Here is a 13,985-nt window from a genome sequence, read left to right on the forward strand (position 1 = left end):
TCCGGCCCGGCTGGGGTCCGGCCCGGCTGGGGTCCGGCCCGGCTCCCGGCAGGACCTGGCCGGTCCTCGCCGGGGCCGGGCGCTCCGGGACCTGCGGGACCCCCCGGGCCCCCCGAGACCCCCGGGATGCCCGGAACGCCTGGTCACGCCCCTGTCGGCTGGCGGACGTGCGCGTTCACCCAGTCGACGATCGATGTCGTCGTCGCCCCCGGTGTGAAGATCTCCGCCACCCCCAGCTCCTTGAGCGGCGCGATGTCCGCCTCCGGGATGATCCCGCCGCCGAAGACCTTGATGTCCTCCGCCTCGCGTTCCTTCAGCAGCTCGATCACCTTCGCGAACAGCGTGTTGTGCGCCCCCGACAGAATCGAGAGACCGATCGCGTCCGCGTCCTCCTGGATCGCCGTGTCGACGATCTGCTCGGGCGTCTGGTGGAGACCGGTGTAGATGACCTCCATCCCCGCGTCCCGCAGCGCCCGCGCGATCACCTTCGCCCCCCGGTCATGGCCGTCCAGCCCCGGTTTGGCCACCACAACGCGGATCGGACCAGTCACACCCATCACTGCCTCCACACACCCGGCTCCACCGCAAGTGAACGAACGTTATCTTCAGCATCCCGCACCCGGCTGTTTCACGGCGGGCCGGGAGGGGGAAATCACACATGGGACATGTTCGCTATGCGTCGTACCCGCATCGCACGGCACACAAGCCGTGCGGGGTCCGGCGCGAGGGAGCCGCTTCCGGGCCGGTCCCCGTGCCGTCAGCCGCGCGGCACGGAGGCGCGGCGCCGTTGCCGTGAAGAGCCGAAGCCGACCGTGGGAGACGGAGCACGACAAGAGAACCGGGCAGCGCGGAAGAGGCCCCATGAGGGCATGCGGGGGACGGTGCCGTCTCCTGGATGTCGTACGGAGGTCGGCCCATGAAGGTCATGAAGGTACCGCCCTGCTTTTCCCGCAGCCTGAGCACCTTCGGCCTCAGCGATCTGAACGAGAGCCTGAGCGCCTTCAGCCTCAGCGCCTTCAGCCTGACCCCGCTGGCCCCCGGGGTCATCCGGCAGTGGCGCGATCTGCGCCAGCTGCGCGCGCCCGCCACCGCCCTCCGTGCCACCGCCCTTGAGCTGGCGATTCTCGCCGGGCATATGCTCCTCTACCCCACCGGCCTCACCGCCGAGCGCCCCGGCCGGGGGCTCACCCCCCGCCCGCGCGGGGCGGAGGACGACGACCCGTCGCCCGTCGCCCCGGCCGCCGATATCCCGGCCCTCCCCGAGGCGGACCGCCCTCCGGTCGTGCTCCTCCACGGCTTCGTGGACAACCGCTCCGTCTTCGTCCTGCTCCGCCGCTCGCTCTCCCGGCACGGCTGGCGTCATCTGGAGTGCCTCAACTACTCCCCCCTGACGTGTGACATCCGCGCCGCGGCCGAGCTCCTCGGCCGCCATATCGAGGAGATCTGCGCCCGCACCGGCCACAGCCGGGTCGATATCGTCGGCCACAGCCTCGGCGGCCTGCTCGCCCGTTACTACGCTCAGTGCCTCGGCGGCGATCTGCGGGTGCGCACCCTGGTCACCCTGGGCACCCCGCACTCCGGCACCACCGTCGCCCCGCTCGCGAGCGCCCACCCGGTGGTCCGTCAGATGCGCCCGGGCTCCAGCGTGATCGAGGAGCTGCGGGGACCCGCGCCCGGCTGCCGTACCCGCTTCGTGAGCTTCTGGAGCGATCTCGACCAGCTGATGGTCCCCATCGAGACGGCGCGTATCGAGCATCCCGACCTCTTGACGGAGAATGTGCAGGTCAGCGGGATCGGCCATCTCGCCATGCCGGTGCACCCTGCCGTCGCGGCGGGCATCCGGCAGGCGCTGGAGAAAAATGAGTCGACAGGAACCCCGGGAGCCGTCTCGGTCGCCTGAGCGCCGGAGCGGGCGGCGGTGAATCGTCCGCCGATCGCGGGCAAGTGGCCCCGGAAATTTCGAACAGATTTCGAACGTAGGGCCAAAGCTGTGCCCGCGGTCCTCCGAAAGACGGTCGAATGCCCGTTTCCTGATTTCCCAGAACCTCGGGAAGATTGTCGCCGTCGCATACCGCCGGGTACAGTCGCGCCACTGGTGCCCCTCTGGGACCCGGTCTGTTCCATGGCCCCAGAACCCAGGTCCTGCCGCCGAGGCGAGAGAGAAGTTGGTGAACGACCAGCACGCCCACGCCGGGCACGTCGGCCACGACAACTACCCCACCGGCAGCTTTGACATCGATCCGCTCTTCGGCGCGCTCCCGGACCATCAGGGTGGTTACGAGGCCGGTCACAGCGGCCAGTGGGACACCGGATCGCTCCAGACCGCCGACGCCGGCTACGACCCGTACCCCGCGCAGGAGCAGGTCCAGCAGCTCACCGAGCACGACACAGGCCGCCACGACACCACGGGCCACCACGACACCGCAGGTCAACACGGGTCTGGGCAGTGGGACGCCGCCGTCTGGAACCAGCCGGTCCAGCCGGTCCAGCAGGACCCGTTCGACGCCGACGCCCACTCCTTCGGCTACGACACCACCCAGCAGTGGACCGCGCCGACCTTCGGGACCGGCAGCTATGACACCACCGACTGGAACACCGCCGACCCGGCCCCCGAGCTGACGCCCGATCCGATGGCGGAGCTCTCACCGGAGTTCGCCGCCGAGGCCCCCGGCTATCCGGCCGACTACGAGAGCGGCTTCGAGAGCGGCTTCGACGCCGACCTCCACACCGAGGTCATCGACCTCACCCCCGCCTCCGACGACAGCCCCGGCATCGGCGACACCGCCAGCCTCCCCGTCGTCCCGGACGCGGACCCGGAGGACGAGCACCGGTACGAGCACGAGCTCGATCCCATCACCGCCGTCTCTCCGATCGCTCCCCGCTCCGTCCGCCGCTCCGGCGGAGGCGGCAGCCGCGGCCGTCGCCGCACTCCCGCCAAGCGCTCCGCCCTCTTCACCGTCGCCGTCCCGTCCGCCTGTGTCATGGGCGTCGCGGGCATCGCCGCGGCGTCGGTCGGCGGCCTGGGCGGCGGAGAGGCCAAGAAGCAGAACGACACCAAGCTGGCCGCGGCCGATGTGGCCGAGACCGCTGCCAAGACCGCCGCCGCGAACAACAAGATGGACACCCAGCTCGCGGCGCTCGACGCGGAGGCCCGCGATTTCGGCGACCGCGCCTCCCGTACCCAGGAGCGCATCGATCTGAAGGCACGCCAGGAAGCGGATCGCCAGAAGCGCGAGGAAGAGGCCAAACGCCGCGAGGCGCTGCGCCCCAAGTTCGCGCTGCCGGTCGCCAGCCGGGGCCTGAGCACCTACTACGGCGAGTCCGGCGTCAACTGGATGGCGCTGCACACGGGCATCGACTTCCCCGTCCCGTACGGCACCAATGTGTTCGCCGCGAGCGACGGCACCATCCGCACCCAGTACAACAGCGCCTACGGCAACATGATCATCCTGACCGCCCCCGACGGGACCGAGACCTGGTACTGCCATCTGAGCAGCGCCAAGATCCGCTCCGGCCCCGTGAAGGCCGGAGACGTCATCGGATACGCGGGCAACTCCGGCAACTCCACCGGCCCCCACCTCCACTTCGAGGTCCGGCCAGGCGGCGGCTCGACCATCGACCCGCTGAAGTGGCTCCAGAGCAAGGGTCTCAGCCCCGTATAGCCCCGTCCGGTCAAGGGCATGGGGCCGCCCCGCCGGAGCGGGACGGCCCCGGCGGATCAGAGCTTCTGCACCGGCGCGTATCTCAGCAACAGCCGCTTGGGCTTGGCGTCCCCGAAGTCGATAGTCGCCTGCGCGTCCGTACCGGACCCCCTCATCTCGACCACGGTCCCCAGACCGAACTGGTCATGGGTGACCCGGTCGCCGACCGCCAGCGCGATCACCGGCTTGTCGGACGCTCCGCGCCGCGTGGCGAACCCCGAGGCGGCAGAGGTGCGGGAGCGCGAGGAAGGCGTCGCCGCGATGCGCGAACCGAACCCGGAGGTCGGGCCCGCGGGTGCGGCCATCGGCCCCGTACGCTTCCACTCCAGATGCTTGCCGGGGATCTCCTCAAGGAACCGCGACGGCGGGTTGTACGAAGGCTGGCCCCACGCGCTCCGCATGGACGACCGGGTCAGATAGAGCCGCTCACGGGCGCGGGTGATCCCGACATACGCCAGTCGCCGCTCCTCCTCCAGCTCCTTCGTCTGGCCGAGGGCGCGCATATGCGGGAAGACCCCGTCCTCCATGCCGGTCAGAAACACCACCGGGAACTCCAGGCCCTTCGCGGTGTGCAGCGTCATCAGGGTGATGACACCGGAACCGTCCTGGTCCTCATCGGGGATCTGGTCGGAGTCGGCGACGAGCGCGACCCGCTCCAGAAACTCCGCGAGAGTGCCGGAGCCGTCGTCGTCGGCACGGTCCTGCTCGAACTCCAGCGCCACCGCCGCCAGTTCCTGAAGGTTCTCGACACGGGTCTCGTCCTGCGGATCGGTCGACGCCTGGAGCTCCGCGAGATAGCCGGTCCGCTCCAGCACGGCCTCCAGGATCACCGCGGGCCCCGCGCCGGAGTCGACGATCGTGCGCAGCTCCTCCATCAGCGTGTTGAAGCGCTTGACCGCGTTCGCCGAGCGGGCGGCCATGCCGTATGCCTCGTCCACGCGCCGCAGCGCCTGGGGGAAGGTGATCCGTTCGCGCAGCGCCAGCGCGTCGATCATGGCCTCCGCCCGATCGCCGATGCCCCGCTTGGGGACATTGAGGATGCGACGCAGCGGAACATTGTCCTCCGGGTTGGCCAGGACCCGCAGATACGCGAGAACGTCCCGGACCTCCTTGCGCTCGTAGAAGCGCACCCCGCCGACGACCTTGTACGGCAGCCCGACCCGGATGAAGATCTCCTCGAAGACACGGGACTGGGCGTTCGTCCGGTAGAAGACGGCGACATCGCCGGCCTTGGCATCGCCCGCGTCGGTCAGCCGGTCGATCTCGTCGGCGATGTACTGCGCCTCATCGTGCTCGGTGTCGGCGACATAGCCGGTGATCTGGGCTCCCGCGCCCGCGTTCGTCCACAGGTTCTTCGGGCGGCGGCTCTCGTTGCGCTCGATGACGGCGTTGGCCGCGGAGAGGATCGTCTGGGTGGAGCGGTAGTTCTGCTCCAGCAGGATCGTCACGGCGTCCGGGTAGTCCTCCTCGAACTGGAGGATGTTGCGGATGGTCGCGCCCCGGAAGGCGTAGATCGACTGGTCGGCGTCACCGACGACACAGAGCTCGGCGGGCGGCAGATCCTCGTACCCCGTGCCGACCAGCTCGCGTACGAGCGTGTACTGAGCGTGGTTGGTGTCCTGGTACTCGTCGACCAGGACGTGCCGGAACCGGCGCCGGTAGTGCTCGGCGACGTCGGGGAACGCCTGGAGCAGATGGACGGTGGTCATGATGATGTCGTCGAAGTCCAGCGCGTTGGCCTCGCGGAGCCGCGACTGGTACATGCGGTAGGCCTCGGCGAGGGTCTTCTCGAAACCGTCGGCGGCCTGCTGCGCGAAGGCCTCCTCGTCGATCAGCTCGTTCTTCAGGTTCGAGATCTTGGCGGTGAACGACTTCGGCGGGAACTTCTTCGGGTCGAGATCCAGATCGCGGCAGACCAGGGCCATCAGCCGCTTGGAGTCGGCCGCGTCGTAGATCGAGAACGACGAGGTGAAGCCGAGCTTCTTGGACTCGCGGCGCAGAATCCGCACACAGGCGCTGTGGAAGGTGGAGACCCACATGGCGTTGGCGCGCGGGCCGACCAGATGCTCGACGCGCTCCTTCATCTCACCGGCGGCCTTGTTGGTGAAGGTGATCGCCAGTATCTGCCCGGGGTGGACGCTGCGGGTCGCCAGCAGATTCGCGATCCGGTGGGTCAGCACCCGGGTCTTGCCGGAGCCCGCGCCGGCCACGATGAGCAGCGGCGATCCGGAGTGCACCACGGCGGCACGCTGCTGCTCGTTCAGCCCTTCGAGCAGGGCGGCGGGGTCCACGACGGTCCGCGGGGCGCCGTCGCGGTGGTAGGCGTCCCGGGCCGGGGGCACGTCATACGCGCCCTGGAAGAGATCGTCGGGGATCTCCTCCCGGGCCTGGCCCTCGGTGTCCTCATGGTCCTCGGGCGGCGGCGGGGGCTCCTCCGGGGTGGACTGGAGGCTCGCCAGGAAGTGGTCGTCAAAGAGGCTGCTCATCGCTCTCCGAGTCTAGGCCGCCCCACTGACAGCTCGCTCCCGCATTGACGGACCGCGCTCGTCTGCTCCCGGTCCCGGCCGCATCTTCGCTCACGTCCGGGCCGTAGCGGCTCAGGTCCAGACCGTCGCGGCTCAGGTCCGGGCCGTAGCGGCTCAGGTCCAGACCGTCGCGGTTCACACCCGGACCGTCGCAGCTCAGGTCCAGACCGTCGCGATGAAGATATTGACGACCGTCAGCCCGCCGACCGTGCCGAACAGCGCCTTCTCCACGGTCTCCTCGTCCCGCTTGACATAGACCAGCCCCAGGATCACCACCAGCACGGCCATCTTGACGCCGATCTTGATGTTGTTCACCGTCTGGTCGTCCGCCTGGTTCAGGCCCACCAGCGCCACACCCGTGACCAGCATCGTCAGCGCGCCGTGCAGCATGGCGGGGGTGAAGCGGGCGGCGCCCGCGCCCATCGCCTTCATCTGGGTCAGGAATCCGCCCAGCAGGGACGCGATGCCGATGATGTGCAGGGCGACGAAGACATTGATGAGTACGTCCATGAGCCGGAGCCTAGCCCGCCCCATATCACCCCCAGCAGGGCGGGTATGCCTCATTCGCCGCATCGGTCACAGTGGTACGCGGAGAGCGCCAGCAGCAGCCATCCCGCTCGCAGAATGAGCGGTGATACGTCCACTTTCGACCAGAATCGGTCCTTGCCTCTCCCACCCGTGACCTCCCGGTTTAGCGTCCTGCCGACACCCCGACGGCATGACGCCGCCAACACGGAAGGACGTGGACGCCCTCGTGGCCGCACACCGTAAGCACCGGAAAACCCGGCGGAATCCGTTCAGCGGCCCGGCCGCCAGGACGGCCGGATCACTGGCGCTCGCCGGGGCGGCGACCGCCACCGCGTTCAACGGCACCGGCCATGCCGAGCCCACCGTCACGCCCGCCCAGATCAAGGCCCGGGTGGACAGGCTCTACGAGGAGGCCGAGGCCGCGACCGAGAGCTACAACGGGGCCCGGGAGCGGACCGAGGCGGCCCGCGAGTCGCTGGACCGGCTGCGGGAGGAGGCCGCCCGCCGCACGGACCGGCTCAACACCACGCGTAACGCGCTCGGCTCGATCGCCACCGCCCAGTACCGTGCCGCGGGCATGGACCCCGGGCTGCGGCTCGCGCTCACCTCCGACCCCGACGAGTATCTGGAGCGGGCCTCCCTCGCCCAGCGGACCGCCGAGCGGCAGGCGGCGAATGTGGCCGAAGCGCAGCGGGAACTGGCCGAGATCGACCGGGTGCGGGCGGAGGCGGGGCAGCGCACAGCCGAGCTCAAGGCCCGTCAGGCCGAGCTGAATCGCCACAAGGACACCGTGCGGCGCAAGCTCTCCGACGCCGAACGCCTGCTGGGGAAGCTGACCGCCGCGGAGCGCGCGGCTTACGACGGCGGCGCCGCGCCGCAGCCGGCGGACCTTCCGGCGGCCACGGCCCCCACCGTCCGTGCCGCACGGGCCGTGGCCTACGCCCATGGGGCGCTCGGGAAGCCCTATGTCTGGGGCGCGACGGGACCCGGATCGTATGACTGCTCCGGTCTGACCCAGGCCGCATGGCGGGCGGCAGGCGTCTCACTGCCCCGGACCAGCTATGCCCAGATCAGCGCGGGGCAGCGGGTCTCGCGATCCGATCTCGCCCCCGGTGACCTGGTCTTCTTCTACTCGGGCGTGAGCCATGTCGGCCTCTACATCGGCGGCGGGCGGATGATTCACGCACCGCGCCCGGGTGCCGACGTCCGGATCGCTCCGATCGACCAGATGCCGTTCGCGGGCGCGGCCCGCCCCGCGTGAGCCGTGCCGCTCGCGTCCCCGCCGACCTTTTAGTCGGCTTAGTCGGCGCGCTCTGCCGCGTAGGCGATGAAAGCGGTCCAGGCGAGGTGGGCGACGCCGAAGGACGGGCCGCTGGTGTTCTTGGAGTCGCGGACATGGACCGAGCGGGGGCGGGCCGCGACCTCCACACACTGACCGGCGCCGCTGGCGCTATGGCTGGACTTCCGCCAGACATACCCGGCCAAGGGGGCTATGCCGCCCTCGGAGTCACTCCTACTGGATCCGAACCCCACCGACACGCCGTTCACGGCTCCTCCGCCAACCTCGTGATGAACTGGGCCGACTGCTCAGGGCGATACTGCCATAGCTCTGGGTCACCGTGGGAGCCCATGACCGGGAACTGATCCGTCCTCATATGCCCACGCGGAACGGACCGAAGGCTTTGGTCCGGTCCTTTCTCGGCCGCGACCTGCGACAACTCGAAGATGGGATTCCGGTGAAGCCGCTCCCACTACCCGAAGTCATTCGTACGCGCGTTTGGCCACTTTGAGCAGGCTCTGCGCGGCAGATCGCACCCGGCCGGGCATCGAAGGGTCCGCCGGGGAGTCACCAGGACCCGACGCACCGAAGCCCTCCGTCAGAGCGCGGAACCGCACCGACGGAGGGCCTAACCGGAACCGGAGCCGGAGCCGGAACCGGAGCTGGAACCGGAACCGGGATCAGACCAGCCGACGGGCCGTCGCCCACCGCGTCAGCTCATGCCGGTTGGAGAGCTGGAGCTTGCGGAGCACGGCGGAGACATGCGACTCGACGGTCTTCACCGAGATGAACAGCTGCTTGGCGATCTCCTTGTACGCATACCCCCGGGCGATCAGCCTCAGAACCTCGCGCTCGCGCTGGGTGAGCCGGTCGAGATCCTCGTCCACCGGGGGCGCGTCCGTGGACGCGAACGCGTCGAGAACGAACCCGGCCAGCCTCGGCGAGAAGACCGCGTCGCCCTCCTGGACCCGGAAGATCGAGTCCACCAGATCGGCACCGGTGATCGTCTTGGTGACATAGCCGCGCGCGCCGCCGCGGATCACCCCGATCACATCCTCCGCCGCGTCCGAGACGGAGAGCGCCAGAAAGCGCACGGGGTCCTCGGCCGCGGTCATCAGCGAGGCGCACCGCCGCAGCACCTCCACTCCGCCGCCGCCCGGCAGATGAACGTCCAGCAGAACGACCTCGGGGCGGGTCGCCGTGATCACGGTGATCGCCTGATCGACGTCGGCGGCCTCCCCGACCACCTCGACGCCCGTGCGCTCGGTCTGGCCGATCTCCGCCTGCACACCGGTACGGAACATCCGGTGGTCGTCGACGAGCACGACCCTGACCCGCCGCTCGACGCCGTCTTCCGTGCTTTCGTTGGCGCTCGTCATTCGTCCGCCGCCCTCTCCATCTCAAGCTCTACTTCCGTGCCCCCGCCGGGGGCCGGGCGGAGCCGGGCCGTCCCGCCGTTGCGCTGCATCCGGCCGATGATCGATTCCCTGACGCCCATTCTGTCCTGGGGCACCGACTCCGGGTCAAAACCCGGACCCCGGTCCCGCACCGAGACATAGACCGTACGCCCGTCGACTTCGGCGAAGACCTGGACCGCGCCGCCCTCGCCACCGTACTTGGCGGCATTGACCATCGCCTCCCGCGCGGCCTGCATCTGCGCCGCCAGTCTCTCGTCCAGCGGGCAGTCCCCGACGACGACCACCTCCAGCGGGACTCCGTGCTTGTCCTCGACCTCGGCGGCCGCCTTCTTCACCGCCTCCGCGAGGGTGTCCGGCTCCTCGTCCTCCTCCTTGCCGGTGCCTTCCGGTTTGTACAGCCAGTTCCGCAGCTCGCGCTCCTGGGCACGGGCGAGTCGGCGGACCTCGCCCGCGTCGTCGGCGTTCCGCTGGATCAGGGTCAGGGTGTGCAGTACGGAGTCATGGACATGCGCGGCCACCTCGGCCCGCTCCTGGGCGCGGATGCGCATGGTCCGCTCCTCGGAGAGGTCCTGGGTCATCCGCACCAGCCAGGGCCCGGCGAGCAGACCGATACCGGCGATGACGGCCACCGCGGCGGTCAGGACATTGCCGAGCTGGGCGGCCGAGCCGCGCACCACCATGAAGACGGTCAGCCCCATGCCGACGAGAGCGACCCCGGCGAGCCCCCGGGCGAGCTGGAACAGCCGGCGATTGCGGCTGCCGGCCTCGGTCCAGCGGGCGCGGCGGGCATTGTCCGCCTGCCGCCACACCAGCACCACGCCCGCGCCGATCAGCAGCGTCGGCCAGACATAGCGGTCGGTGCCGCTCCTGTTCTCGACATCGCCGACGAAGATGGCCACGCCGAAGAGCAGCGCGATCGTCGCGAACAGCTGCCCCTTGTCGGGTTTGCGGAGCTTGCGTCTGCCGTCGCTGGTGACCTCGAAGACGGAGCGCGGCACCTCCGCGCGGCCCCCGACGCCGAGCGGGACGACGATCCAGAACACCGCGTACAGCAGGGCCCCGAGGCCCTCGGCCATGAAGAGGCCGAGGAAGACCAGCCGGACCCAGATCACGGGCAGCCCGAGATGTCCGGCGAGCCCGCGCGCCACTCCGCCCAGCAGACGGCCGTCGGCGCTGCGGTAGAGCTTGCGCGGCGGTACGTCCTCGGGCGACGGGGCGCGCGAGGGTGCGGCGGGTCGGGGCGGGGAGACGGGCATGACCCGATCGTCACACGGCGGGCGGGGAGGCGGTATCAGGGGCTGCCCCTGAACCGACCCTGATCGCGGGCGGGGTATCGGGGTACGGATATCAGGGACGGGCCAGGGTAGGCCCCGGTGCCGTACCCGGCGGGCGACCGTCACCATGGATGCATGACTGAGCCGACCACTCCGCACCGGGCGGCACCGGACGGACCCCCCGAAGCGCAGGCGGGCCTCTCCCCCGAGGTCCGACCGCTGCGCCGCACACCCCGCCAGAAGATGCTGGCGGGCGTCTGCGGCGGGCTCGGGCGGTACTACGACATAGATCCGGTGATCTTCCGGATAGTGGTGGGCGTCCTCGCGGTCACCGGCGGCATCGGTCTGATCTTCTACGGCTTCGCCTGGCTGCTGATGCCCCTGGAGGACAGCGAGGAGAACGAGGCCCGCCGGCTGCTGTCGGGCCGGGTCGAGGGCTCGGCGCTGACGGCGCTGTTCCTCTCCCTCATAGGCTGTGGCCTGTTCCTGACGATGCTGCACAGCGGCGGGACGATCACCTTCTCCGCGCTGCTCGCGCTGGCGATGTCCGGTGCGGCCGTGTGGTCGCAGCGCCGCCGTACGGTCACCCCCGAAAGCGGCCCGCTCGATCCCGCGACCGCGCAAGCGGTCGCGGACGCCCCGCCCGAGACCAAGGCGCCGCCCGCGCCCGACAGCCCCTCCTGGTGGCGGGACCCGATCATCAAGGACGGCTCCACCGGTCCGACGCCCTCGGGGTATCTGTGGGGGCCCCAGGACGAGAGGGCGGCGATGGCCGCGACGAACATCTCGCTCCGGGAGCCGCCGGCTCCCCCTCGTCCGCGCGGCCCGCGCGGAATCGGCGGCACGATCTTCACCCTGGCGCTGGTCGCGGGCTTTCTCGGGGTCCGGCTGAGCTGGGACCACAACCCGCTGGGCACCAGCCTCCAGATCGGGCTGGCCTGCGCGCTGGGGGCCTTCGGCCTCGGACTGGCGGTCAGCTCGCTGCTGGGCCGCACCGGCTTCGGCACAGTGGTGATGACGGTGCTCACGGCGCTGGCGCTCGCGGGCGCGGCGGCGCTGCCCAAGGACATCGACACCCGCTGGGTGCGTACGGACTGGAAGCCGTCGTCCGTGGCCGCCGTCCAGCCCCGGTACGAGCTGGGCTCGGGCGTGGGGACCCTCGATCTCTCCGGTCTCACCGTCCCGGCCGGGCAGACGGTCTCCACCGAAGCGGAGGTGGGAGCGGGCGGGCTGAAGGTCCTCATACCCGCGAACGCGGCGGTGAAGCTGCGGGCCACGGCGGGGCTCGGTGACATCAGGCTGCCGGGGGAGAAGCAGAACGACATCGCCGTCTCCCCCGATCAGAGCCGGCGGGTTACGCTGCCCGCGCCCAAGGGCGCCAAGCCGACGGGCACCCTTGAGCTGCTTCTCGAAGTGGGCGTCGGACAGGTGGAGGTGACCCGTGCCGCGTCCTGAGCCTCAGCGGCCCCTGCTCCGTGCGCCCGTGCGGTGGTACCGGGAGATGGCGCATGGTCTCCGGCCGGGCCGATTGATCATGGGAATGACCGCGCTGACCTTGACACTGCTCTATGCGGGCGATGCGGGCGGCGCCTGGCACACCCCCTGGTACGCGGTCTTTCCGGTGCTCTGCACCGGGGTGCTCCTGGCCGCGACGGCGGGGTTCGCTCGCTACACCGTGCGCCGGCGGCGTTCCGCGATCAAGGCGTCGAGGGAGAACACGGAGGCCCCGGCGAGCACCAGCGGCAGCCAGGCCATGAGATAGGGAAGGTCATTGCCCAGGTAGTACGGCCCGGCGTTCCAGCTCACGGTCAGCCAGAGGCTGAGCGAGATCAGCGCGCCGCCGAGTGCGGCGATCCGGGCCAGCAGCCCCACCAGGGTGCCGATGCCCACGGCCAGCTCCCCCAGGGCGATCGCATAGCCGAAGCCCTCGGGGCTTCTGAGGGCGAGGTCGACCAGTTCGGGGATGGCGGAGACATCCCGTACACCGCGCATCTGCTCGCCGAGGGAGCCGGGACCGCCGGCCGAGAGGAACTGACTGTCCGTGAGTTTGTCCAACCCGGCGTAGATGAAGGTGATGCCCAGAAAGATCCGCAGAGGCAGCAGAGCGAACTCGCTCGCCCGGTCCTTCCAGCCGCCCGTGCTCCGTCCCCCGTCGATGGTGGCGCCGTGACCGGTCGTCGTTCGCGTATGCGTCATCGCTTTCCCCGCTTTCGGCTGTGCCGTGAGAGTGATGCGTTCAGCCCTCAAATGACCTTACGTATCCGGGGGGCAGACGGCTCATCCCCTGGTGACGGCAGCGGCGGGATCGGGCGAAATCAAAGGGGACTCTCATGTTCCGGGGGCTGGCTCTGCCGCCACAGCGGCTGGAAGCTGATCCAGGCCACCAGGTCGGTGCCGAGCTGCTCCCTGATGGCGATGGCGTCCCGGTGTTCGATCTGGATCGGTTCGCCCGCCGCCCGCGCGGTCAGCTGTACCCGGGCGCAGCGCTCCATCGAGAGGAACCACCAGGCCGCCGCGTCGATCGAGCCGCCGACGGTCAGCAGCCCGCGATGGCGCAGTACGACCGCCTTCCGCGGACCGAGGGCCGCCGCGACCCGCCGCCCCTGGTCCGGGTCGACGGCCACCCCGGCGCAGCCGCTGTGCAGCGCGTGGTCCTGGTAGAAGGCGCATGCCTCCTGGGTGATCGGCTCGACCGGCTCGCCGAGCGCGGCGAGCGCCCGCCCGTACGGGGGGTGGGTGTGGACGACGGCGACCGCATCGGGCCGGGCCCGGTGGACTTGGGCGTGGACCGCGAAGGCCGCCTGGTTGACCCGGTGCCGTCCTTCGACGACCTGCCCGTGCTCGTTCACCAGGACCAGATCGGCGGCGGTGAGCCGGGCGAAGGGGAGCCCGAAGGGGTTCGTCCAGAGGCAGTCGGCAAGCTCCGGATCCCGTGCGGTGATCTGTCCGGACACCCCTTCCTCGTATCCCAGCCGCCCGAAGATCCGCAGCACCCCGGCGAGCCGGTCCTTGCGGTAGGCGCGCTCCGCCCCGGGGGACTCGTGCACCGGAGGCAGGGCGAACTGGAGCTGGTCCACCGCGATCGGCGAGGGTGCGTCGGTCATGGGCCGGAAGGTAACGCCGGGACCCCGAAGTCTCCAGCCTCACGTCGAGAACCGCGGAACCCTGGAGTGGCCGACCCCGCGTCGAACCGCCGAACCCCGAAGCCGACGGCCCCGCGGCGAACGGCGGTTCACCGGTCCCGGGGCGCGTACGCCCGG

12 protein-coding genes are annotated in these 13,985 nt (G+C 70.4%); 4 read left to right on the top strand and 8 right to left on the bottom strand.

Features of this window, described 5'->3' with window-relative positions; genetic code table 11:
• Positions 1-143: 143 nt before the first annotated feature.
• Complete coding sequence (locus FF041_RS04685) at positions 144-557, bottom strand: cobalamin B12-binding domain-containing protein (RefSeq protein WP_153480336.1); 414 nt, start codon at positions 555-557, stop codon at positions 144-146.
• 368 nt (positions 558-925) lie between these two features.
• On the opposite strand from FF041_RS04685, the gene FF041_RS04690 reads away from it, so the two are divergent.
• Together FF041_RS04690 and FF041_RS04695 are read left to right on the top strand one after the other, a co-directional pair.
• Positions 926-1,900 carry an esterase/lipase family protein gene (locus tag FF041_RS04690; protein WP_153521158.1) on the top strand — a complete coding sequence of 325 codons (975 nt, stop codon included), beginning with the start codon at positions 926-928 and terminating at the stop codon, positions 1,898-1,900.
• Between the two features lie 268 nt (positions 1,901-2,168).
• Positions 2,169-3,662, top strand: coding sequence for a M23 family metallopeptidase (locus tag FF041_RS04695; RefSeq protein ID WP_323391216.1), 1,494 nt, complete (start codon positions 2,169-2,171; stop codon positions 3,660-3,662).
• A gap of 56 nt (positions 3,663-3,718) precedes the next feature.
• Here the strand turns inward: FF041_RS04695 and pcrA are convergent, their stop codons facing one another.
• Together pcrA and FF041_RS04705 are read right to left on the bottom strand one after the other, a co-directional pair.
• Complete coding sequence (gene pcrA / locus FF041_RS04700; protein ID WP_153521147.1) at positions 3,719-6,187, bottom strand: DNA helicase PcrA; 2,469 nt, start codon at positions 6,185-6,187, stop codon at positions 3,719-3,721.
• Positions 6,188-6,382: 195 nt separating this feature from the next.
• Positions 6,383-6,736: a hypothetical protein gene (locus FF041_RS04705; protein WP_153521148.1), complete on the bottom strand. Its 354-nt coding sequence runs from the start codon at positions 6,734-6,736 to the stop codon at positions 6,383-6,385.
• A gap of 244 nt (positions 6,737-6,980) precedes the next feature.
• Between FF041_RS04705 and FF041_RS04710 the strand changes: the two genes are divergently transcribed.
• Positions 6,981-8,015: a C40 family peptidase gene (locus FF041_RS04710; RefSeq protein ID WP_323391225.1), complete on the top strand. Its 1,035-nt coding sequence runs from the start codon at positions 6,981-6,983 to the stop codon at positions 8,013-8,015.
• Positions 8,016-8,053: 38 nt separating this feature from the next.
• On the opposite strand, the gene FF041_RS04715 is transcribed toward FF041_RS04710, so the two are convergent.
• From FF041_RS04715 to FF041_RS04725, 3 genes are all read right to left on the bottom strand, one after another.
• On the bottom strand, positions 8,054-8,302 hold the full coding sequence (locus FF041_RS04715; protein WP_407698108.1) for a DUF397 domain-containing protein: 249 nt from the start codon (positions 8,300-8,302) through the stop codon (positions 8,054-8,056).
• Between the two features lie 411 nt (positions 8,303-8,713).
• A complete protein-coding gene (locus tag FF041_RS04720) occupies positions 8,714-9,412 on the bottom strand; it encodes a LuxR C-terminal-related transcriptional regulator (protein ID WP_153480342.1) in 699 nt (232 codons plus the stop codon).
• A complete protein-coding gene (locus FF041_RS04725; protein WP_153480343.1) occupies positions 9,409-10,707 on the bottom strand; it encodes an ATP-binding protein in 1,299 nt (432 codons plus the stop codon). The genes FF041_RS04720 and FF041_RS04725 overlap by 4 nt, the downstream gene beginning before the upstream one ends.
• 153 nt (positions 10,708-10,860) lie before the next feature.
• Here FF041_RS04725 and FF041_RS04730 point away from each other — a divergent pair, with 153 nt between their 5' ends.
• Complete coding sequence (locus FF041_RS04730) at positions 10,861-12,180, top strand: PspC domain-containing protein (RefSeq protein WP_153521150.1); 1,320 nt, start codon at positions 10,861-10,863, stop codon at positions 12,178-12,180.
• 213 nt (positions 12,181-12,393) lie between these two features.
• Here the strand turns inward: FF041_RS04730 and FF041_RS04735 are convergent, their stop codons facing one another.
• Together FF041_RS04735 and FF041_RS04740 are read right to left on the bottom strand one after the other, a co-directional pair.
• Entirely contained in the window at positions 12,394-12,921 is a 528-nt protein-coding gene (locus FF041_RS04735) for a DoxX family protein (protein ID WP_153521151.1), read from the bottom strand.
• A 119-nt stretch (positions 12,922-13,040) separates the two neighbouring features.
• On the bottom strand, positions 13,041-13,829 hold the full coding sequence (locus FF041_RS04740; RefSeq protein ID WP_153521152.1) for a class II aldolase/adducin family protein: 789 nt from the start codon (positions 13,827-13,829) through the stop codon (positions 13,041-13,043).
• Between the last annotated feature and the right edge of the window lie 156 nt (positions 13,830-13,985).

It is taken from the genome of Streptomyces jumonjinensis, from assembly GCF_009600885.1.
In the GTDB taxonomy this organism is placed as follows: domain Bacteria; phylum Actinomycetota; class Actinomycetes; order Streptomycetales; family Streptomycetaceae; genus Streptomyces; species Streptomyces jumonjinensis.